The following is a 22,823-nucleotide window of genomic DNA, read 5'->3' on the forward strand; positions in this document are numbered from 1 at the left end:
GCGCCCGCGCACGACCTCGCCACGTGAAGACCACGACCTGGAGCATCACGCGTCCCGGCGTTTGTCCCGGACCTCGGGGAGTGGCCGGAACCCGGCCGACTTGTACGTGGCGACCGCGCCGACGTTGGAGCTCGGGGTGCAGACCAACGCGCTGGACGAGCCCAGCTCCCGCAGTGCGGCCGCCGCGGCGACGGTGATCGCCTTGCCATGGCCGTGGCCGCGATGTTCCCGGTGCACGCCCATCGGTTCGAGCAACCCGGGCTTTCCCGGACCGGCCGACCACACCGTCACAGCCGCGACCGCGTTGCCCCGGTCGTCGTACGCGACGAGACAGCGGGCGTCGTCGTACGGCGAGCCTGCCGCCATCGCGTGCCAGCGTTCGACCGCGAACGTCGACCCGTCGAACGATTCCCGCTGCACGGCGGCCCGCACGTCCGCCTGCTCCGGCCCGATCACCTCGATCCGCACACCCGGGTCCTTCAACGGCTCAGTGAGATCGAGGCGCAGCGGCGTCCACGGCTCGTCGGGATTCCAGCCGTTCTCGGACAGGAGATCGTGGAGCAGAGCGCCCAGCGGGGCTTCGACGTACACCGTGCCCTCCGGCAACACGCCGCGCTCCGGCTCGGTCACGTCCTTGGCCAGATGTCGCGCCAGCTCCTCGTCCAGCCGGGCGTCGGGCGCGATCGTCAGCCGCAACAGCGTGGGACCGTCCAGCAGCCCGACGGCGAGAACCCGGCCGTCCCGGCGCCAGGTCCGGACCGCCGCGGCCGTCGCCTCCGGACCGAACCGCCAGAACCAGCCCAGATCCCCGGGGTGCAGCTGCATCGGCGCCCCGTCGTACTGCCACTCCCGCAGCGCGTCGACGGCCTCGTCCAGCCCGTCGACTCCTGGTTCGCTCAGCGCAATCGCCATACCCCTGATCACACACCACCGTCCCGACCGTCCGCACCCGGTTTTCGCGCCATGACGTCCTGGAGTCCGGGACGGTGTCCACCGGATTGGCCATGACTGTCTGACACCACCCGATCGAGTCGCCCGGAGACCCGTTCGGATGTTGTCCGGAGATGCCGCACGCCACCATCCTTTGTGCCGTCTGCCTCATCCGAACGCATGCGGAGGGTTCGTGCCGGTCAACGACCTGCTGAAGGCAAAGATCAACCACGGGTTCGCCCACCTGGACGTCGACGGGGACGGGCTGCTCACCGAACAGGACCACGTGCTGATGGGCAGGAGGGCCGCCGAATCCCTCGGGCACGCGCCGGACTCGCCGCAGGAGCAACGCCTCGTCGACGCCTACCTGCGGATCTGGCACGACCTGCACCTGCCGCACATCCCCGGCGGTGGCACGGCCATCTCGCGCGAGCAGTTCGTCCACTCCACCGGTTCCCTCGCCGACGACCCGCACGCCGCGCAGGCCAGTGTCGGCGCGTTGGCCGAGGCGTTCCTCGCCATCGCCGACAGCGACACCGACGGCCGCGTGAGCCCCACCGAGTACTTCGCCTTCCAGCGCGGCCACTTCCCCGGGCTGACCGAAGCCGACGCCGCGGTGGCGTTCGAACACCTCGACGCGGACGGCGACGGTTACCTCACCGCCGAGGAGTTCACGCGGGCTTGCGTCGAGTTCTGGTCCAGCACCGACCCGGACGCCCCGGGCAACTGGTGGATGGGCCGACCCGTGGGGTGAACCGCCCGGCACCACCCGCGCTATTTCCGCTTGCCGACCGAGTCGACGATGGTCCGCACCAGTTCGACGTCCGCGGGCCGCAGCGCGGTGACCGTGTCGGGTGCGTCGTAGGACGCGTTGATCGCCAGGACACGGTCACCCACGTTGATCCGCGCGCTCAGCGTCTTGGCCTCGGTGAAGAGCAAGCGGGCGCCGTCGCCGAGGTCGGGGTGGGTGATCTTGTCCGGTGCGACGGTCCACCCTCGCACCGGGTTCGGGTCGGTGACCAGGGTGACGTCGAAGCTCGCCGCGCCGCCGCTGAAGTAGCAGTTCATGCTGTCCTTCTCGGACACGACCGACCGGGCCATCACGAACTCGGCCCCGAGGGCCTTGGTGGCGGCCTTGAGGTCGATGTCCGCGCACCGGCCGTCCGGCGTCCCGTCGGGGATCGTCACCTTGTCCGGCAGCCGTTCCAGCGCCTTCACGAGGATCAACGCGGCGGCCGAGCCGTCGGCCTTGGGCATGGCGCCGCCGCTGTCCATGTAGGTGTAGTAGAGGTGTACCCCGCGGTCGCCGGAGATCGTCCTGACTTCGATGTAGTGGGTCGAGGTGCCGTTCGCCTTGTACGCCACCGCTTCGGCGCGGTCGCCCAGTTTGGGCACCTGCTTGATGTTGCGGAACTTCTTGGCGAACGGTGCGAAGAACCGCTCGGCGTCGGTGTCCGCCACCGTGCTGATCTGAAGCCCGAGCATTCCGGGCACGTCCTCCGGGAAATAGGTGCAACTGGCGCGGCGACTGCCGTCCGGCTGCGTCATCGCCGAACGGCCGGTGACGTACATGGCGTTCACGCCGATCGCCTTGGCCAGCTCGGCCGGTTCGGCCAGGCCGCACTCGTCGAACCCGGTCTTCTGCTCCTTGCCGGTGGAATCCGCGGTCTCCGAACCGGACGGCGACTCGGGGATCGCCGAACCCGTGACGGTCTTGCCGCAGCCCCCGGCCAACAACAGCACCGAGACCCCCAGCACGGCGCCCAGCTGGTGAATCCACGGCTTCATGCATACCCCTTGTCAACGTGAGAATGACGTCAGCGCGAGACCCGCGGCGCCCCCGTTGCCGATCAGGCTAGGTGTGCCGCGGGTCCGGTGATGTCAGGTGAACGCCCTACAACGCGGCTTCCCGCCGCTCCGGGCGGTGGCGCGGCTTGACACTGCTCCTGCCGCTCCGGAGAATGGTGGAAAGCGCTTTCCAAGTCGTGACGAAGAGTGTTGACCGACCCGGTCCGGCCCCGCACCCGATGGGCCGCCGGGCTGGTGTCGTGCCCGATTTCCGGCGATGAAGGGAGCACCCTCGGTGGCCTCCTCCGAGACCCCGCGAGGTCGGCACGACCCGGGTGAAGGCGCTTTGCGCGCCCTGGGCCGCCTGTTCCGCCCTCATCGGCGGCGCTTGGGCGGTGCGCTGGTCGTCTTCGTGGTCAAGCACAGCCCGGTCTGGCTGCTTCCGCTGGTCACGGCCACCATCGTCGACACCGTGGTGCTGCGCCTGCCGCTCGCCGGGATGTGGGTCGCCACCGGTGTGATCATGCTGATCCTGGTGGTCAACTACCCGTTGCACCTGTTCTACGTCCGTCTGTTGCACGGGAGTGTCCGGCGTGCGGGCACCGAGCTGCGGTCGGCGTTGTGCACCCGGTTGCAGGAGCTGTCCATCGGCTACCACAACCGGACCAGCGCGGGCGTGCTCCAGGCGAAGGTCGTCCGCGACGTGGAGACCGTCGAGCAGATGGTGCAGCAGACGACGGACACCGGGATGGGCGCGATCACCGTCCTGGTCGGCGGTCTGACGATCGTCGGCGTCCGCGCACCGCAGTTCCTGCCGCTGCTTGTGGTGATCGTGCCGCTGGCGTCCCTGGTGGTGATGCGCCTGCGGACCAGCCTGCGCGACCACAACGAGGTGTTCCGCCACGACGTGGAGCACCTGGCGGCCCGGGTGAACGAGATGACCCAGCTGATCCCCGTCACCCGCGCGCACGGCCTGGAAGGCCACGCCCTGCGGCGGATGGACGACACCCTGCGGAGGGTCCTGTCTTCGGGACTGCGGCTGGACCTGCTCAACGGCCGGGTGGCCTCGTTGTCGTGGGTGTTCCTCAACATCCTGGGCGTGGTCTTCCTGACCGCCTCCGCCCTGGTCGCCTACCACGGTGTCTGGGGCATCACGGCCGGTGACGTGGTCATGCTCAGCGCCTTCCTGACGACCGCCACCACCTCCCTGGCCACCCTGATGGCGTTGGCCCCGGTGATCTCCAAAGGGCTGGAGTCCGTTCGCTCCGCGAGCGAGGTGCTGCGCACTCCCGCCCTGGAGGACAACGAGGGCAAGGCCGAGGTCACCCGGGTCGGCGGTGCGGTGGACTTCCAGGCCGTCGGCCACGTCTACGACCAGACCGGCCGGCCGGCGGTGCGCGACTTCACCCTCTCCGTCGCCACCGGCGAGACGATCGCGCTGGTCGGCCCGTCCGGGGCGGGCAAGTCCACGGTGCTCAACCTGCTGATCGGCTTCATCCGCCCCACGTCCGGTCGGATCATGCTGGACGGCGTCGACATGGCCGGGCTGGATCTGCGCACCTACCGGCGGTTCATCTCGGTCGTGCCGCAGGAGCCGATCCTGTTCGACGGCACGGTCCGGGAGAACGTCGCCTTCGGCATGCCCGACGCCGACGACACCGCGATCAGGGCGGCCCTGCGCGACGCCAACGCCCTGGACTTCGTGGACCACCTGCCCGACGGGCTCGAAACCTCGGTCGCTGATCGGGGCGCCCACCTGTCCGGAGGCCAACGACAACGCCTGGTCATCGCCCGCGCCCTGCTGCGCGACCCCCGCCTGCTGATCCTCGACGAGGCCACCTCCGCCTTGGACACCCAGTCCGAGGCCTTGGTCCAGCAGGCGTTGGCGAGGCTGGTCCGCGGCCGGACCACGTTCGTGGTCGCCCACCGGCTGTCCACCATCCGCGACGCCGACCGCATCGTCGTCATGCAGGACGGCGCGATCCAGGAGATCGGCCCTCACGACGAACTGCTACGTCGTGACGGGGCCTACGCCCGGCTGCACGCGGGCCACGTGGCCTGACGCCACTGGCAGACGGCCCGCCACCCTGGCCCTCGCCGGGGACGTGGCGGGCCGGCGGATCCTCGACGCCGGTTGCGGAGCGGGCCCCCTGTTCGCGGCGCTGCGTGACCAGGGCGCAATCGTGAGCGGCATCGACCTGAGTGCCGGGATGGTGGAGCGGGCCCGGCGACGGCACGGCGTCGACCGGCTGTTCGCCGGGCCCGGACCCCGTGCCGCCGGGTGATCAGGTGGAGCGCAGCTGGGCGACCCGGACGTCGAGGTTGCGGAAGTGCTCCGCCATCGCCGCCTCGGCGCGCGCCACGTCGCGCTTGCGCAGCGCGGTGACGATGGCCCGGTGCCGGCGCACCGTCTGCATCGGGTCGGGATCGGTCACCCCGAGCCGGTGGTTGACCCGGTGGAAGACGTCCCAGAACGCCCGCAGCAACTGGGTCACCAGCGCGTTGTCCAACGACCGGTACAGCACCTCGTGGAACTCGCAGTCCTCCTCGGCGAACGTCTCACCGGCCGTGGCCCGCTCGTGCATCCGCCGGGTCACCTCGTCCAGCACCGCGAGGTCGGCCTCCGGGATGGTCGCGGCGACCCGCCGGATCAACGCGCCCTCCAGCGCCTCCCGCACCTCCACGATCTCCTCCATCGACCGCAGATCGCGGCCGATGTCGTGCAGCGCGCGGAAGGTCAGCCCGTCTGCGAGCGGGTCCAGGGACAGGCGGCCGACGTAGGTGCCGTAGCCGTGTCGGATCTCCACGATGTCCAGCGCCTGCAACGCCTTGAGCGCCTCGCGGATCGAGTTGCGGCTCACACCCAGCGCCTCGACCAGCTCGGTCTCGGTGGGCAACGGGTCGCCCGACTTCAGGCGACGGTTCAGGATCAGGCCGGTGATCTCGTCCCGGATGGCCCGGTTCATCCTGGTGACCAGCCGCGCGGGCTGCTGCTCCGTCATGACGACCTCCAACATCCACGCAACCTTAGAGCAGACCGGCCTCGTCGAGGTGCTGCCGTACGGCCGCCCGCTCCGTGTCGTCCAGCGGGATCATCGGCTGGCTCGTCGTCGCGTTCGCGATTACTCCACGGCATTTCAGACCCTCTTTGAACGCGCCGATGGCCGACGAGTAGCGCCCCATCCGCGTGCCGCCGACGCGGATCACCTCGAACAGCCGCCGCAGCCGCGACTGCTCGGCTCGCGCGGCGTCCCAGTCTTCGCGCCGAGCGGCTTCGTAGAGCCGCAGGTAGCCGTGCGGGTCGACGTTGGCGATGCCCGGCACGAGTCCGTGCGCCCCGATGAACAGGCCGAGGTCGGCGAGCGTCTCCGAACCCGAGTAGCACTGGAACCTGGTCGGGTCGGTGCGTTCCAGCACCGCGCGAAGCCCGTCGAGGTCGCCGCTGGAGTCCTTCAACGCGGCAAGCGTGCCGTCCTCCGCGAGTTCCACCACCACGTCGGTGGGCAGCTTGGAGCCGACGGAGGCGGGGATGTCGTAGGCGATCAGCGGCAGGTCCACCGCCGCCCGGATGGCCCGGAAGTGCCCGCCGAACTCCGAGGGGTGGGTGGGCGCGTAGAACGGGGCGGTCGCCACGAGCGCGTCGGCGCCGAAGGCTTTCACCGCCTTGGCGTGCTCCACCACGCGTGGCGTGGTGGTGTCGATGATCCCGGCGAGCACGGGCACCTGGCCCGCGGCGACGCCCGCGACCACCTCCAGCGCCCGGTAGCGCACGTCGTCCGGCAGGTAGGCGACCTCACCGGTCGAGCCGGTGACGAACAGGCCGTGCACCCCCGCCTCGATCAGGAACGCGGTCAGGCGTTCCAGTGAGGGGACGTCGAGCTCCCGTTCCGGGGTGAGCGGGGTGCACACGGGTGGCACGACGCCGCCATCGAGCTGGGTCAAGAGATTCTCCCTTGCGGACCGGAATCGGTGGGAACTACGGTCGACTGACATCCTACGTCCTATGTCCACTCCCTTGAACCCGTGAAAGGCACGATCACCATGAGTTCCCTTGTCCGGGACCGCCTCGGCGGGTTCGCGTTCGGCGCCGACTACAACCCCGAGCAGTGGCCGGAGTCGGTGTGGGACGACGACATGGCTCTGATGAAGTCCGCCGGGGTGACGATGGTGTCGGTCGGCATCTTCGGCTGGGCGGCGGTCGAGGCCACGCCCGGCAGCTACGACTTCGGCTGGGTGGACCGCGTGATGGACCGGCTGGCCGCCAACGGGATCGGCGCGTGCCTCGCCACCATGACCGCGTCCCCGCCGCCGTGGCTCGCGCACCGGCACCCGGAGACGCTGCCCCGTCGAGCGGACGGAACCGTGCTGTCGCCCGGCTCCCGGCAGCACTTCTGCCCGTCCGGCCCGGTGTACCGCGAGCACGCGGCCCGGCTGGTGGAGGCCATCGCGACCCGCTACGCCGACCACCCGGCACTGGCCATGTGGCACATCAACAACGAGTACGGCTGCCACGTGCCGGAGTGCTTCTGCGACGTCTCGGCGGCGGCGTTCCGGTCCTGGCTGGCCGACCGGTACGGCGACGTGGACGCGCTCAACGACGCGTGGTCCACGACGTTCTGGTCGCAGCGCTACGCCGATCTCGCCGAGGTGCTGCCACCCCGTGCCGCGCCGACGTTCCTGAACCCGGCGCAGGTGCTGGACTACAAGCGGTTCTCCTCCGACGCGCTGCTGGAGTGCTTCCTGATGGAGAAGGAGATCCTGCGCCGTGCCACTCCGACCGTGCCGGTGACCACGAACTTCGTCGGCGCGTGGCACCGGATCGACGTGACGTCGTGGGCGCCGCACCTGGACGTGGTCTCCTACGACTCCTACCCGGACCCGAACGAGCCCGACACGGTGATCCAGGCCGCGTTCATGTACGACCGGATGCGCGCGTTGCACGGCAAGCCGTGGCTGTTGCTGGAGCAGGCCCCGAGCGCGGTGAACTGGCGTGCGCACAACGCGCCCAAGGCTGTCGGCGAGATGCGGCTGTGGAGCTACCAGGCGGTCGCGCGCGGCGCGGACGCGATCATGTACTTCCAGTGGCGGCAGTCCCGCGGCGGCGCGGAGCGGTTCCACTCGGCGATGGTGCCGCACGGCGGACCCGAGACGCGGGCGTACGCCGAGACGGCCGCGCTCGGCGCCGAGCTGGGGCGGTTGGGGCCGGTGCTCGGCAGCACGGTCGACGCGCCGGTGGCGCTGGTGAGCGACTGGTCGAGCGGCTGGGCGTTGCAGGGCAACGCGCTGCCGTCCGCCGGACTCGTGCAGGAGGAGACCGACTTCGCCCACTACCGCTCGCTGTGGAAGGCGGGCGTGGCGGTCGACGTGGTGTCGCCGTCGGTGGACCTGAGCCGGTACCGGCTCGTCGTGGTGCCCAACCTGTACGCGGTGGACCTCGACGTCGCCGAACGGCTGGTCGAGTACGTGCGCGCGGGCGGACACCTCGTGATGTCGTTCTTCTCCGGCATCGTGGACAGCGCCGAACGGGTGCACCTCGGCGGCTACCCCGGACCGTTCCGCGAACTCCTCGGCCTCGGCGTGGACGAGTTCTGGCCGCTGCCGCCCGGCGGCACGGTCGCGCTCGACTCCGGCGGCGCCGGCACCCACTGGTCGGAGTGGATCACCCCGGCCGGCGCGGACGTGCTCGACCGGTTCGCCGACGGTGAGCTCGCGGGAATGCCCGCGATCACCCGGCACGCGTTCGGAGACGGCGTGGCGACCTACCTCGGGACACGGCCGGACGAGGCGACGATGGCCGACGTGGTCGGCCGTGCGCTCACCGCGGCGGGCGTCACCCCGGTTCTCGAAGGCGTGCCGGACGGGGTCGAGGTGGTGGAGCGCGGGGGGAACGGTCGGTGGCTGTTCCTGCTGAACCACAACAAGACCGCCGTCACGGTGCCCCTGCCAGCCGACGCGGTCGACGTGCTCACCGGCGACGTGCTCGGTGCGGAAGTGGAGCTGGCGGGTCGGGGTGTGGTGGTGGCACGGCTGAGCTGAACACGCCGACCGGAGGGGGTGGCCGCCCGAACGAGCGGCCACCCCGCGGTCGTCACTGCTTCGCAAGCTTGCCCATCGGGATCCGGGTGAACGTGATCGTCTCGTACGACCCCTTCACCCCGGTCTCGTAGAGCAGACCCACCGTCGCCCCGCCGAGCTGCACGAGGTCGGAGTAGGCGGCCGGGTTGTCGGAGACCACGTGCGCCTGCCGCCAGGTCCGGCCCTGGTCGGAACTGGCCCGCACGGCCATCGAGCGGCGTGCGGTGGGGTTGGACGGCCCGGAGAACAGCAGCAGGTCGGGGCGCACGGTCTGGAGGACGCTGCCCTGCACCTTCGGCCCGGTGAGGCCCGCTTGCGGGCGGTACGGGGCGTCCAGCGTCGAGCCGCCGTCGCTGCTCGTCGCGTCGACCCGGGTCGCCTGCGTGCCCTGGTTGCGGCTGTTGAAGTACAGCCGGCCGTCCGGTAGCTGCGCCACCGTCGTCTCGTTCGACGCGATGCCGGGGTCGGTCCGGTCCTCGGAGAAGCCGATCCGCCAGGTGTTCCCGCCGTCGTCGCTGATCAGCGAGTGCCCGCCGTAGTACTTCGCCTCGGTGCCGAGGTCGGTCGAACCGGCGGGCGGCGCGCTGGAGTGGTTGGCCGGCACGACGATGCGCCCGGCGTGCGGCCCCGGTCCGTGCCGCAGCACGATCGCGTGGCCCGGAGCGGTGGCGTACCAGCGCCAGTCCGCCCGCTTCGCGACCTGGGTGATCTCCCGCTCGGGTGTCCAGGTGCGACCGTCGTCCACGCTGCGCTGGACGAACACGCGCCGTGAGTCCTCCGGTGACACCGCGCCGGTCATGATCTCCCGCTCGCTGACCCGCCCGTTGCGCGTGGTCAGCAGCACGATGTCGCCGCCGGGCAGCACGACCGGAGCCGGGTTGCCCGCGGTGGCGTCGCCGTTGTCCGACACCACCGACATCGGCCCCCACGTGCAGCCACCATCGGCGGAACGGCGCAGCACGACGTGGATCGCGCCGGAGTCGCCCGCGGACTCGACGCGGCCTTCGGCGAACGCCAGCACCTCACCCGAGGCGGCACGCACCACCGCCGGGATGCGGAACGTGTGGTAACCCTCCGTGCCGGAGGTGTACGGCACGGAGGTGCACTCCTGCGCGGCGGCGGCGAACGGCGCCGGGGCCGTGCTCAACAGGACGATCGCCAGCAGCGATGTTCCGATACGACGCAGTCTCACGGTCGGCCTCCCTGAGTGGTGTGCATCCGGTCGAGCGGCAGGCGCAGCACCTGGCCCTCCGGCACGTCGGCGTTGGTCAGGCGCACCCGGTCCAGTTCTGCAGGGGACAGCGCCCGTGTGTAGAGGCGGACTTCGTCCAGCGCGCCCTGCCAGCGCTGGCTGTTGTCCTGCCGTTGACCGATCTGGAGCTGGAACGGCACCCGCCGGCTGACCGAGCCCGCGACGTCGGGACCGGACGCGACCCGCTCGCCGTCGACCCACAGCAGCAGCTGACCGGCCGACCGCTGCAACACCACGTGGTGCCACTGCTGGTCGTCGTACGCTTGCGTGGAGACAACGCCGGCGCTGCCGTCCGCCGTGGTCATGCGAGCGACCAGCCGTTGGTTGCGGGGTTCCGCCCGCAACCACAGTTGCGGCGCGGTAGTGCCCATCCCGCCCAGCCACAGCAGCGACTGGTCGCTCTTCGACGCGCCGTAGCGGATCCACGCGGTGTACGTCAGGTCGCCGTCACCGGGCAGATGGGCCGGGTCGTAGGGAACGCGCAGGTAGTCGTCCACGCCGTCCAGGGCGAGACCGCGGTCGAACCGCCCCTCGGTCAACGCCGGCCCGCCGAGGACGTAGGCGTCCTTGTTCGTCGTCGACACATCGGGCGTGGTCGGGCCGACTGGGTCGCGCCACCCCAGGTACTCCTCGTTGAACCGGGCGAACCGGATCTCGTCGCGGGCGTCGACCGCGCCGCCCTCGTACATCAGCCCGATCTCCGTGGAACGCGCTGTCGGCTCGCTGATCTGCACCATGTCCGAGTAGCCGGACCAGTCGGAGGTGATGCGGGCGCCCTGCTCGGCGGAGTCCCACGTGCGGCCGTTGTCGTAAGAGGAGCGGATCATCATCCAACGGCGGCGGTCGGTGTCGGACGGCGCGGAGAACAGGATCCGCTCGGGGTGGCCGATCCGGTCCAGCCGCAGCACCGCGCCCTGCACCACCGGCGTCACCAGGTCCGGGATCGCCTGGAACGGGGTGCTGAACGACTCGCCGCCGTCCTTGCTGATCGCGAAGCCGCGGTTGCCGATGTCCGTGCCGCCCTGATCCCGCGCGCCGGCGTAGACCGAGCCGTCGACGAGTTCGGTGACCGTGATCTCCTGCGGCTTCTGGCCGAACGTCCCACCGGCCGGGAACTCGATGGTGTCGACCGCGCCGACCTGCCACGTCGCGCCGTGGTCGTCGCTGTAGACGAGTGCGGCGGCGTTGGCGACCGACTTGGTGGCGCCGCCGTCGCTGGTCTCGCCGGACACGCCGAACACGAGCCTGCCGGCGTGCGCACCGCGGGTGAGCTGGATGCCGTGAACCGGGCCGGTGGCGTACCAGAAGTCCCACTCGGGCAACTTGACCTGCGAGCTGATGTCGACCGGGTCCGACCACGTCAGGCCGTCGTCGTCGCTGTGCTGCACGTGCGGTGTGCGGCTGCACGGCACGCCGCACGGCCCGTCGTCGGCACGGCCCGCGTTGTAGGTGGTGAACAGGAAGATCCGGCCGGTGGTGCGGTCGACGATCGGCACGGGGTTGCCGTGCGTGTCGCCCTTGCCCTCGTTCACCAGTTGCACCGGCGACCACGTCAGGCCGCCGTCCGTGGAGCGCTTGAGCACCACGTCGATATCGCCGGTGTCGCCGCAGTTGTCGACGCGGCCCTCGGCGAACGCCAGCAGCGTGCCATCGGCGCTGCGCACCACCGCGGGAATGCGGAAGCACCGGTAACCCTGTTCCTCGGAAGCCTTGAACAGGACCTGTTCCTGCAAATAGGGCGCGGCGGAACCCGATTGGGCGGGTTCGGCGGCGGAAGCTTGGGTGAGGCTGATCGCCAACACCCCGGACAACACCACGGACAACAGCGCTGTTGCTCTCATCTGACCCTTTCCGGGAGGTCTACAACTCCGGGTGGATACAGCGGTAGGTGTGCCGAGCGGAGCCGCCGGCGTCGACGAGCGCGGGCAGCTCGGCCGCGCACTCGTCGGTCGCCTTCCAACAGCGGGTGCGGAAGTTGCAGCCACTGGGCGGCGCGGTAGCGGACGGGACAGGGCCGGTGAGCACGATCGGCTCCACGGCGTGCAGCAGGCTCGGCGTGGCCGAGAACAGCGCCCGCATGTACGGGTGGTGCGCGGCCTCGGGGACGGCCGCCGCCGGGGCCTCCTCCACGATGCGGCCCAGGTACATGGTGACGATCCGGTCGCTCATCTTCTTGACGGTCTGGATGTCGTGCGAGATGAAGACCATCGCCAGGCCGAGTCGGTCACGCAGGTCCACGAGCAGGTTGAGGATCTGGGCCCGCACCGACACGTCCAGCGCCGAGGTCGGCTCGTCGGCCACCAGCAGCGCGGGCCGCAACGCCAGCGCACGGGCGATCGCGACCCGTTGGCGCTGCCCGCCGGACAGCTGGCCCGGCACCGCGTCCGCGACGCTCTCCGGCAGGCCGACCAACGACATCAGCTCTCGGACCCGGTCCGCGCGCTGCGCCGGCGTGCCCTCGCGGTGCACGTCCAAGGGATCACGGATGATCTTGGCGACGGCCAGCCGCCGGTTCAGCGCGGTAGCGGGGTCCTGGAAGATCATGCCGACGTTGCGGCCGAACCCCGCCGCGCGTTCGGCCGACGTCATGTCCCACAACGAGTCGCCCTGGTAGCGCACCGAACCCTCGGTGGGCTGTTGCAGCCCGACGACGACCTTGGCCAGCGTCGACTTCCCGCAACCGGACTCGCCGACCACACCGACCGTCTCGCCCGCGTTCAGCACGAGGTTGGCGTCGGTCAGCGCGTAGACGTTGTCGTGGCCGAACAGGCGTGCCGACCGGATCCGGTGCACGACGTGCACACCGTCGAGTTCGAGCAGGTTCATCCCGCCTCTACCTTCTCCGGGTCGGCCTTCGACGTCTGGTCCGCCGCGGTGGTCTCCCCGGCTGGGAAGTGGCAGGCGATGAGGTGGTTGAGGTTGTCGCCCACCCGGGCCGGCGCCTCGCGGTGGCAGACCGCGCGGGCCGCCGGGCACCTGTTCGAGAAACGGCACCCCGGCGAGAAATCGGCGGGGGAGGGCACGACACCCCTGATCTGGGTCAACGTCTCCCTGTTCTCCTCCAGCGAGAGCACCGCGGACAGCAGGCCGCGGGTGTAGTGGTGCCGCGGCGAGCCGACGATCTGCGCGATCGTGCCCATCTCGGCGACCTGCCCGCCGTACATCACCACCACGCGGTCGGCCACCTCGGACACCAGGGCGAGGTCGTGCGAGACGAGGATGAGCGCGAAGCCCAACTCCTCCTGCAACCGCAGCAGCAGCTTCACGATCTGCGCCTGCACGGTGACGTCGAGCGCGGTGGTCGGCTCGTCGGCGACGATCAGCTTCGGGCTGCGGGACAGCGCCATCGCGATCAGCACCCGCTGGCGCTGTCCGCCGGACAACTCGTGCGGGTAGGCGCGCAGGGTTCGCTGCGGATCGAGGTTCACCAGCTTCAGCAGCTCCTCCGGCGAACGGGTGCCGCCCCGGCGGACGAACTGCTTGAGCTGGGCGCGGATCGTCATCGCCGGGTTGAGCGAGCTCAACGCGTCCTGGTAGATCATCGCGAGGTCGTGGCCGAGGTAGCGGCGGACCTGTCGGGGTTTCAGGCTGAGCAGGTCACGGCCGTCGAACCGGATGCGGCCCGACACCCGTGCCGTGTCCGGCAGCAGCCCCATGATCGACAGCGAGGTGAGCGACTTGCCGCAGCCGGACTCGCCGATCAGACCGAGCACCTCGCCCGACCGCACGGAGAACGACACGTCATCCACCACGTTCACGCCGTTGTGCCGGTCCTTGAACGAGATCACCAGGTGCTCGACGTCCAACACGGACTCCCGGTCGCTCAGGTCGCGGGCCTGCCGACCGAGCCGTTCACCCGCCTCCCTCAGCCCCGCGATCGGCAGCACGGGCTCGACGCTCTCGTCGGTCTCCACGACGGCGCCCTCCGTCAGGGCGACCGCCTTGGCTGCCTGACCGGCCTTGGCACGGCGCGCGGACGGCGTCGCCCACGCGTCGGAGATGCCCTCGGACAGCACGTTCAGCGAGAGCACCGTGACCAGGATCAGCAGGCCGGGGAACAGCGTCGCCCACCAGCCGCCGGTCAGCACCAGCTCCTTGCCGTTGGCCAGCACCGAACCCCACGACGGGTCCGGCTGCTGGATGCCCGCGCCGATGAACGACAGCGACGCCTCGAACACGATCGCGTCGGCCACCATCACCGTGCAGAACACCAGCACCGGCGCCGCGCAGTTGACCGCGACGTGCTTGGCCAGGATGTACGTCCGTCGCGCGCCGATGATCCGCTCGGCGGCGACGTAGTCCTCGCTGTACTGCGCCATCACGTTCGCCCGCACCACACGTGCGACCGAGGGCATGTAGAGGAAGCCGATCGCGACGATCAACACCCCGATACCTCGCCCGAACACGGCCACCAGCACCGCGGCGAGCGCGATACCGGGGAACGCCATGATGACGTCGAGGACCCGCATGGTCGTCTCGTCCAGCCTCCGGCGCGAGGTCGCCGCGAGCGCGCCGATCAGCGCACCGGCCACCAGTGCGAGCGCGGTGGCCCCCAGCCCGATCGCGAGCGACCACCGGGTGCCGTAGATCAGGCGGGAGAAGATGTCCCGGCCCGACGAGTCGGTGCCGGACCAGTGCGCGCCGCTCGGACCTTCGACGGCCGCGCTGGTCAGGTACGGGTCGTGCTGCGTGACGAGCGGAGCCAGGGCGGCCAGCAGCGCGAGCAGCACCAGCACCGCGAGCGCGAGCCACGACGGGACGTTGAGCCGGCTGAACCGGATGCCCGGCCGGCTCAGCCGGTCGGCCAGGCCGCGGCGCATCACGAGTGGCTCCGCAGGCGCGGGTTCGCGATCAGGTAGAGGATGTCGACGATCAGGTTGACCAGCACGAAGCCGACCGCGATCGTGATCACGAAGCCCTGCACCTTCGAGCTGTCGCCGTCGTTGACAGCCTGGATCATGTTCTGCCCCATGCCCGGCAGCGCGAACATCGTCTCGATGACCACCGCGCCGCCGAGCAGGTAGCCGAGCCGCAGACCGAGCACGGTGAGCGGGGTGACCAGTGCGTTGCGCAGCACGTTGCGCCCCACCACGACCACCGGCGGAAGCCCGCCACCACGCGCCGTGCGCACGTAGTCCTTGTCCAGTTCCTCGACCATGGACGTGCGGATGATGCGGGTCAGTTGGGCGGCCACCGGCAGCGCCAGTGACACCGCGGGCAGCGTCATCGAGTTCAGCCAGCCGGTGAACGAGTCGTTGATGCTGACGTAGCCGCTGGTGGGGAACAGCCCCTCGCCGACGGCGAGCCACTGCACGAGCAGCAGGGCGATCCAGAACGCGGGCGCCGCCACACCGGCGAGCGACACGATCCGGATGACCTGGTCGGGCCAGCGGTCCCGGAAGATCGCCGAGATCACCCCGAGCGGCACCGAGACGACGATGCCGATCACGAGCCCCATCAGGGTCAGCTGGACGGTGAGCGGCAGCGCGGTGGTGATGATGTCCGCCACCGGCTGCTTGGTGATCACACTCGTGCCGAAGTCGCCCTGCATCAGCTGCCAGACGAACCTCACGTACTGCACGGGCAACGGGTCGAGCAGACCGTTCTCCCGCCGGAACCGGTCCAGCTGCTCGTCGGTGGCGTTGGCGCCGTCGAACGCCGCCAGCGCCGGGTCGGTCGGTGAGAACCGCATCACGACGAAGACGAACAGGGTGACGCCGAGGAGCAGTGGCACCAGGGAGAGGACGCGCCCGAGGAGCATCCGCAGGACGATCAAGCGACTCCTCCCGTCAGACGACCGGCTTGGCCTGGTTGAGGTTGATCCCGGGGTAGCCCTGGGCCCGTACGCCCGTCAGCGCCTTCGAATCCCACGCGGTGCCGTTCTGGGTGAAGACGACGGGGTACACGACCGCCTGCTCGGAGAGCACGTCCAGCGCCTGCTTGGTGAGCGCCTTGCGCTCGGCCTCGTCGGTCACCGATGCGGCCTGGTCCAACAGGCCGAGCAGCGCCTGCGCGTCGGGGCCCGTCCACTTGGCGTACCTGGGCGCGACGCCCGAGCCCGCGTAGTAGTAGCGGATGAGCAGGTCGGGGTCGTTGCCGAACTGCTCGGCGTTCTGCGTCGTCGCGACGACCTGGAAGTCGAACCCGCCGTCGAGCTTGGAGAACAACGCCTTGGTGTCCTGCGTGTCCAGTGTGGTCGTGACACCGATGGCGTCCCAACCCTCCTTGATCACGTTCACGCAGTCGGCGACCAGTGTGGTGTTCGTCGTGGACAAGGTGACCGCCAGGCTGGTCACACCGGCTTGGCGCAACAGGTCACGCGCCTTGTCCGGGTCGTAGACGAAGTCGTTGACGGCGGGCTGTGACGCCGCAGTCTTCGGGTTGATGAACGAGCTTCCGGCCGTGCCCTTGCCCTTCAGCCCGACCTCGATCATCTTCTCGCTGTCGATCGCGTAGTGCAGCGCCTGGCGCACCAGTTTGTTGTCGTACGGCGCGTGCGCGGTGTTGAACATCAGCCACAGGTTGTTGCCGCCGTCGGTGAACTCGACCGTCCGGCCGTCCTTCTCCAACTGCTCGGCGTTGGCCGCGGGGATGTTCTCCACGATCTGCGCGGCGGGCTTCGCGCCGGAGATCTTCGCGACCCGCGGCGAAGCCTCCACGATCGAGTTCCACAGCATCTTCTTGTACACGGCCGGTCGCGGGCCGTTGTAGTCGTCGAACCGCTCGAACCGGGTGTGCGACAGCGGCGCCTGCTCGACCACCTTGTACGGGCCGGAGCCGACCACCTTGCCGGACACCGCGTCCTGCCACTTGCCCTCGAAGACGTGCTTGGGCACGATCTTGACGGTCTGGAGGCGTTGCAGCACGTAGGGGAAGGGTTTGATCAGGACGAACTCGACGGTCCTGTCGTCGACCTTCCTGACTTCCTTCAGCCAGCTCGCGAGGAACGTGCGGACCAGGACGTTCTCCGTCGGGTCCAAGGCCCTGGCGTAGGTGAACACCACGTCGTCCGCGGTGACCGGCTGCCCGTCGTGCCACTTGGCGCCGTCGCGCAACTCGAACTTGAAGCTGGTGCCGTCGACGTCGGCGGGCAACTCCTTGGCCAGACCCGCGTACGGCTCGCGGCTGACCTGGTCACCTTCCACAAGGGACTCGTAGCAGTGCAGGATGGCGGCCATCGAGAACGCCGACGCCGTCTGCAACGGGTCCCACGTCTGGTTGTTGCCGTAGCCGACCACCGCGGTGATCTCCTCGGCGGAGTTGCCGGTGGAATTGGTCGAGGCGGGCCCGCCGCACGCGGCGAGCGTGGACGAGAACGCGGTGGCGACGCCGGCGAGGCCGGTGAAGCGCAACATGTCCCGCCGACTGAATGACTGACCGGATCCGGGTCGAGTCTTGGACACCGGGCCTCCTGACTGTGTGTGCTTCACCGCAGGACGATTCGACTACCCCGTAGGACATGGGACGTCCTATGACCTGCAAAACCATAGGGTGAGATCGCGAGGAGGTCAAGACCTTGGACGCACGGACGAAACGTGCTGGTCACGCACCGGACACGGTGTCGTCGGGTGTCAATTCGCGCGCGGCGCGCAGGTGCTGGGGCCGCACCGGTGACCTGCCCAGAGGGTGCCACAGCCGTCGATGTCCCGTGGGATCAGACCTTCTCGACGTGACTGGGAGTAGTGGTGCGGTGGCAGGACGTGCAGTCCGTTGCCTGGAGCCAGTCGGGTGTGCGCGGTGACGACTGGCGGATTCCCGGGTGGGTCGGTGGGTCAGCGCGGTGAGCGGCGGGCGCGTTCGACCTCGGCCAGGTCGGCCGGGGTGACCAGGCGGACCTCGGCGGCACGGCGGGCGATGGCGAAGCGGGTGTTCTGCTTGCGGGCGGCGTCCTCGGTGGTGAAGGGGTTGGCGTCCGGACCGAAGGCGACGGCGGCGATGACGCGCAGCGCGTCGTCCACCCGCTGGGGGCGGATGAGGTTCCAGGCGTAGCCGTGCCAGGCGAGCACCCGGTCGTGGATCTCGCGGTTCGACGGCGGGCGGGGGTAGTCGTCGGCCCCCGTCAGCCAGGGCTCGCACAGGGCCAGCGCCACGTACCACTCGCGGGAGTGCCGGGGCAGCATGGGGCTCGCCGCCGTCGGGTCGCCTGCCTGCCCTCCGTGGATAGCGGGCTCGCGTGGCTCGACCGCGACCACGACGTCCACGTCGATCCGGAGATCGGCCCCGCTCTGCTTGCCGCGCAGCAGAAGCAGCTGGTTCTCCCCGGCGTCGAGGGTGACGGTCGCGCCCTTCGACACGACCACCCGCCGCGCGCCGCCCGGGGCGTCGAACAGGCTCGAGAGCTGGGCCTCGCTCGCGCCCGACCAGTGCAGCGTCGCCGTCTCGCCGGTCACCGTGAGCGTGCCGACGAGGCGGGACACGTGCGGGGCGCAGCCGGGCAGCGCCAGCGCGAGGTCACCCGCGCCGCCGACCTGGTGCGGGGCGCGGCCGAAAGCCAGCCGCCCGCCCGGGTACAGCACGGTGGTGGGGATGTCCGGGCCGCGCACGACGACGTGGAGCATGGTTCACTCGCATCCGGTGTCGGTGGTCTCGATATCGGGGTGCTCGGCCATGATCACGCACAGCCTGGCCACGACCGCGGCCGGGTCCGTCGGGATCCGCAGCACCTCGTCACCGGCACTGGCGACCTCGGCGGAGGTGAACGCCAGCCGGGTCGGCGGAGAGCGGTGGCCCTGGACGGTGGCCAGCGGCTCCCCGCTCTCGACGTCCCACAGGCGCACGTCGGTCCGGTCGTCGGAGATCGTGGCCAGCGTGCCGCCGTCGGGGGCGAACGCCAGCGCGGTCACCGGGCCGACCGTGATCTCCCGCTTGACGTGCCCGGTCGCGGGATCGGTGAACCGCGCGGTCCCGCCCGCCGCGACGACCAGCGAGCCGCCGTGGAAGCCGATGGCGACGTCGAGCTTGTCTTCGACCCGGCCTTCCTGCTGGGTGAACGACCCGGTGTCCCAGACCCGCGACCACACGCTCACATCGCCGACGATCTCCCCGGCCAGCCACGCGCCGTCAGGTGAGAACAGGAGGCCGCGCGCCGCGTACGGGATCTCGAAGTGCCCGCGTTCGGCGAGGGTGTCCAGTTCCCACACGCGCACCTCGTTGCCAGTGGTCTTCCCCATGGGACGCAGGGAGACGGCGATCAGGTCCGCCGACACGGCGAAGGCGATCACGGCGCTGCCGGTCGGCAGCGGGACCGGCCGTCGCGTGCCGTCGGGAGCGGTCACGGTGACCTCCTCGCCGCCGGTCGGCCTGCGGACCACGGCGCGGTGTCCGCGCGGTCCGGTCCGCACGTCGACGCCGGTGACGGGTTCGCCGTTCAGGACCTCCACCTTGCCGCGGTCGGCCGTGATCCAGACCGTGTCGTCGGCGGTATCGGCGCCCGTGCCCGTTGTGGAGCTGTGCGGCCCGTCGAAGCGGTGCGGGTTCGGCCGCCACACGACCACGGCGTCGCCCGTCGTGGCCGCGACGGTGCCGCCCGCCGAGGCCAGGCCGATCACGGGATCCGGATTGCCTTCGTACTCGACCATGACCTCGCCGGTGGCCGGCGACAAGGCCGACAGTTCGGCCAGGTCGCTGGTCAGCACGCGGTCGCCCGCACCGAGCAGCGCCAGCCGGCCGCGGGCGGGCGCGAGTTCGCCCAGCGGTTCGGCGGTGTCCGGGTGCCAGAGCCGGACCGCGTCGTCCACTCGTGAAGTCACCAGGTAGGACGCGGCGAACGCGACGTGGACGACGTTGCGCGAGTCGGGCAGCGCGTCGCCGTGCTCTGTGCGCAGGGCTACGCGCTCGCCCGCCGGATCCCACAGTTCGACGGCGCCGTCCTGGCGTCCGACGGCCAGCCGCAGCCCGTCGGGGCGGAACCGCAGGTCGGTGATCCACCCACCGGACCCGAACGTCCGTACCCGGCTGCCGCCGCGCCAGAGCTCGACCCGGCCCGACACGGCGACCGCGAGCGTCCCGTCAGGACTCCACGCCGCCGTGTTGCCACCGTCGATGATGTGCTCGACCGACGCCGACCCGACGTTCCAGACGGTGGTGCCAGTGCCCACACCGGACACCGCGAGCCGGGTGCCGTCGGCGGAGAACCGGACCGTGTCGATGTGCTTGCCCGACCGGCGTTCGGCCGCGAGCACGGCACGGCGTTCGGCGACGTCCCAGACCAGCAGTTCGCCGCCGAACCCGCTCACAGCGACGCGGCGGCCTTCGGGGTCGACGTCGATCGTGAGCGCGGTGGTGAACGCGGGGTGGTCCTGTTCGGTGAAGAGCACCGGGGGCACGCGGGCCACCGCCGACAGCAGCGCCGAGCGCGCCTCCGGGGTCGTGTCCGCGTTCCAGGCGCGCAACGCGTCGCGCACCGACTGGACCGGGTCGTCCGTGGTCAGCGACTCGGTGGCGAGCTGCCGGGACAGCCGCTGGGCCGACTCGCCGCGGGCCAGCACCGCCACGGTCGCGGCGATGGCGACGACCACCACCACCGTCGCGGCACCGAACGCGGCCGCTGCCCGGCCGGCGCGGGAACGCCTGCGCGCCCGTCGGCCGGCGTCGACGTACTCCCGTTCCACCGGGGGCAGGTCGGTGCGTCCGTCGGCCAAGCTCAGGGTCGCGGCCAGGCGCGGTCCGCGCGGCAGGTCGCCGGGGTCGCGGCCCGCCTCGGCCCACCGTTGGGCGGCGTCGGCGAGGCGGCGTCGGGCCAGCAGGACGTCGCGGTCCTCGTCCACCCAGGCCCGCAACCGGGGCCAAGCCGACAGCAGCGCCTCGTGGCTGAGTTGAGCGCCGTCGTGGTCGACGGTGACGAGCCGGGCGGAGACCAGTTCGTCGAGCACCGGACCCGGCGGCACCACCGCGCGGCGGCGGGTGACCGTGCCGCTGTCCTGCACGGCCACCATGCTCAGCACGGTCGTGCGCAGAACCGCCTGGTCGGCGGGGGAGAGGTTGGCGTGAACCTGCTCCGCGGTGCGCGCGACCGCGCCGTCGATCCCGCCCGTGGCGAGGTATGCGGCGAGGGTGAGCGTGTCGCTCTGGCGTTGGTGCCAGGTCTCGCGCAGCGCGTGCGCCAGACGGGGCAGCGCGCCGGGGTCGTAGTCCGGTCCGCCCAGGTCGGCGATCAGGCGGGCGGGCAGCCCCGGTTCGACAGCCGCGCCCACCGCGGCGGCGGGGGCGGTGATCGCCTGGCTGAGCTCGTCGACGCTGAGCGGTCCCAGGATCACCGAACGGGTGAGCGTGCGGCGCAGCGGGGGCAGGCCGATGCAGTGCTCCACGAAATCCGCGCGCACGGCCAGCACCACCAGGCCCAGACCCGCGTCGGCCAGAGCCGCGGCGTACGCGGCACGGTCGGACTCGTCGGCGCCGTGCGTGAACAGCTCCTCGAACTGGTCGACCACGATCAACAAGCGCTTGGTCACGTCGAGCCTGCCCGCGCGGATCCGACGGGCGAGCACGGCCGGGTCGTCCCCGGTTCGCTCGGCGACGGCGGCGGCCAGCGTGCCGATGGGGTCCGCGCCGGGGGTGACGATCACCCACGGCCAGTCGGCGGCAGCCGGCAGCAGCCCCGCGCGCAGGAGCGACGACTTGCCCGAGCCCGACGCCCCCATCAGGACGGTCGGCTCGGGGCGGACGAGTTGGTCGGCCAGGCGCACCAGCAGATCGGTGACCACGTGCGCGCGGCCGTGGAACCAGCCCGCTTCTTCCGTGGTGAAGCCGCGTAACCCCGGATACGGGCAGCCCTCCCCGGACGCGACCGCGGTCGTGCCGGTGGCCGATCGGATGATCGCCTCGACGAACCACTCCTGGTCGGCGGTGCCCGCGGCGATCGTCGGGGTGCCGTTGGCCGGCATGGCGTCGGAGGCTGCGGAGATCAGCGCGGTCGCGGTGGGGTAGCGGTGGCCCGGGTCCTTGGCCAGACCGCGGGCCAGCACGGCGTCCAGGGCGGGTCCGATCCGCGGGTCGAGCCGTGACGGGGCGGGCGGCGGTTCCAGCAGGTGCGCGGCCAGCTTCGCGGCGGGTTCGGCGCCGCCGAACGGCAGTCGGCCGGTCAGACCCTCGTACAGCACGCAGGCCAACGAGTACACGTCGGCGCGGCCGTCGGTTTCGCCACCGAGCCGTTCGGGGGCGATGTAGTCCAGCGAGCCGATGAAGTGGCCCGTCCGGGTGATCGCGGTGGCCTTCGCCGACACCGGGCGCGCGATGCCGAAGTCGGCCAGGTAGGCGTGGCCCGCCCGGTCGACCAAGACGTTGGAGGGCTTGACGTCCCGGTGCACGAGCCCGGCCGCGTGCGCGGCGTCGAGCGCCTCGGCGACCTGGCCCAGCAGGGCGAGCAGGTCGTCCGGGGTCAGGCCGTCGGCCAGCAGGCGGTGCAGGTCGACGCCGTCGACGAGCATCATGTCCAGGTAGAGCGTGCCGTCGATCTCGCCGTAGGCGTGCACGGGGACCACGTGGGGGTGGGTGAGCGCGGCGGCGAGCCGGGACTCCCGACGGAACCGCGCCTCGAACTCCGCGTCGGCGGTCAACAGCCGTTTCAGCGCGACCGTCCGGTTGTTGGCGGTGTCGTGCGCGCGGTGCACCACCCCCATGCCGCCCCGGCCGAGCAAGGTGCCCACCCGGTACGGGCCGAACTGCTCTGCCATGCCCCTCCTCCGTGTCAGAGCCAGTCAACCGTGCGCGGGTTTGCCGCACTGGCGGTTCGTCGGACAAGGCGGAAGTTTCCGGTTCACCTTCAGCACGACGGTGGATA

15 protein-coding genes and 1 pseudogene are annotated in these 22,823 nt (G+C 70.9%); 4 read left to right on the top strand and 12 right to left on the bottom strand.

The window, feature by feature from the left end:
- Positions 1-45: 45 nt before the first annotated feature.
- Positions 46-912: a GNAT family N-acetyltransferase gene (locus tag F4560_RS08840; RefSeq protein WP_184918492.1), complete on the bottom strand. Its 867-nt coding sequence runs from the start codon at positions 910-912 to the stop codon at positions 46-48.
- A 211-nt stretch (positions 913-1,123) separates the two neighbouring features.
- On the opposite strand from F4560_RS08840, the gene F4560_RS08845 reads away from it, so the two are divergent.
- Positions 1,124-1,684: an EF-hand domain-containing protein gene (locus tag F4560_RS08845; protein ID WP_312868885.1), complete on the top strand. Its 561-nt coding sequence runs from the start codon at positions 1,124-1,126 to the stop codon at positions 1,682-1,684.
- A 20-nt stretch (positions 1,685-1,704) separates the two neighbouring features.
- On the opposite strand, the gene F4560_RS08850 is transcribed toward F4560_RS08845, so the two are convergent.
- Complete coding sequence (locus F4560_RS08850) at positions 1,705-2,718, bottom strand: DUF3558 domain-containing protein (RefSeq protein ID WP_184918496.1); 1,014 nt, start codon at positions 2,716-2,718, stop codon at positions 1,705-1,707.
- 295 nt (positions 2,719-3,013) lie between these two features.
- Here F4560_RS08850 and F4560_RS08855 point away from each other — a divergent pair, with 295 nt between their 5' ends.
- Positions 3,014-4,780 carry an ABC transporter ATP-binding protein gene (locus F4560_RS08855; protein ID WP_221483413.1) on the top strand — a complete coding sequence of 589 codons (1,767 nt, stop codon included), beginning with the start codon at positions 3,014-3,016 and terminating at the stop codon, positions 4,778-4,780.
- Positions 4,781-4,793: 13 nt separating this feature from the next.
- A pseudogene (locus F4560_RS08860) lies at positions 4,794-4,964 on the top strand (methyltransferase domain-containing protein); the annotation flags it as partial.
- A gap of 39 nt (positions 4,965-5,003) precedes the next feature.
- On the opposite strand, the gene F4560_RS08865 reads toward F4560_RS08860, so the two are convergent.
- Together F4560_RS08865 and F4560_RS08870 are read right to left on the bottom strand one after the other, a co-directional pair.
- Positions 5,004-5,735 (bottom strand): FadR/GntR family transcriptional regulator, encoded by a 732-nt coding sequence (locus tag F4560_RS08865; protein ID WP_221483414.1) that lies wholly within the window; start codon positions 5,733-5,735, stop codon positions 5,004-5,006.
- Between the two features lie 10 nt (positions 5,736-5,745).
- A complete protein-coding gene (locus tag F4560_RS08870; RefSeq protein WP_246477762.1) occupies positions 5,746-6,660 on the bottom strand; it encodes a dihydrodipicolinate synthase family protein in 915 nt (304 codons plus the stop codon).
- A gap of 81 nt (positions 6,661-6,741) precedes the next feature.
- Here F4560_RS08870 and F4560_RS08875 point away from each other — a divergent pair, with 81 nt between their 5' ends.
- On the top strand, positions 6,742-8,754 hold the full coding sequence (locus tag F4560_RS08875; RefSeq protein ID WP_312868889.1) for a beta-galactosidase: 2,013 nt from the start codon (positions 6,742-6,744) through the stop codon (positions 8,752-8,754).
- A 52-nt stretch (positions 8,755-8,806) separates the two neighbouring features.
- Here the strand turns inward: F4560_RS08875 and F4560_RS08880 are convergent, their stop codons facing one another.
- The 8 genes from F4560_RS08880 to F4560_RS08915 form a co-directional block, all read right to left on the bottom strand.
- Positions 8,807-9,985 (bottom strand): sialidase family protein, encoded by a 1,179-nt coding sequence (locus F4560_RS08880; protein WP_184918502.1) that lies wholly within the window; start codon positions 9,983-9,985, stop codon positions 8,807-8,809.
- A complete protein-coding gene (locus F4560_RS08885; protein WP_184918504.1) occupies positions 9,982-11,886 on the bottom strand; it encodes a sialidase family protein in 1,905 nt (634 codons plus the stop codon). Before F4560_RS08885 ends, F4560_RS08880 begins: the two co-directional genes overlap by 4 nt.
- A 19-nt stretch (positions 11,887-11,905) precedes the next feature.
- Positions 11,906-12,871, bottom strand: coding sequence for an oligopeptide/dipeptide ABC transporter ATP-binding protein (locus F4560_RS08890; protein ID WP_184918506.1), 966 nt, complete (start codon positions 12,869-12,871; stop codon positions 11,906-11,908).
- Entirely contained in the window at positions 12,868-14,865 is a 1,998-nt protein-coding gene (locus F4560_RS08895; protein WP_184928999.1) for a dipeptide/oligopeptide/nickel ABC transporter permease/ATP-binding protein, read from the bottom strand. Before F4560_RS08895 ends, F4560_RS08890 begins: the two co-directional genes overlap by 4 nt.
- On the bottom strand, positions 14,865-15,821 hold the full coding sequence (locus F4560_RS08900) for an ABC transporter permease (protein ID WP_246477763.1): 957 nt from the start codon (positions 15,819-15,821) through the stop codon (positions 14,865-14,867). Before F4560_RS08900 ends, F4560_RS08895 begins: the two co-directional genes overlap by 1 nt.
- Positions 15,822-15,834: 13 nt before the next feature.
- Entirely contained in the window at positions 15,835-17,400 is a 1,566-nt protein-coding gene (locus F4560_RS08905; protein ID WP_184918508.1) for an ABC transporter substrate-binding protein, read from the bottom strand.
- Positions 17,401-17,817: 417 nt separating this feature from the next.
- Positions 17,818-18,603 carry a hypothetical protein gene (locus F4560_RS08910; RefSeq protein WP_221483415.1) on the bottom strand — a complete coding sequence of 262 codons (786 nt, stop codon included), beginning with the start codon at positions 18,601-18,603 and terminating at the stop codon, positions 17,818-17,820.
- 3 nt (positions 18,604-18,606) lie between these two features.
- A complete protein-coding gene (locus F4560_RS08915; protein WP_184918510.1) occupies positions 18,607-22,716 on the bottom strand; it encodes an nSTAND1 domain-containing NTPase in 4,110 nt (1,369 codons plus the stop codon).
- Positions 22,717-22,823: the final 107 nt, after the last annotated feature.

This window comes from Saccharothrix ecbatanensis (assembly GCF_014205015.1).
In the GTDB taxonomy this organism is placed as follows: domain Bacteria; phylum Actinomycetota; class Actinomycetes; order Mycobacteriales; family Pseudonocardiaceae; genus Actinosynnema; species Actinosynnema ecbatanense.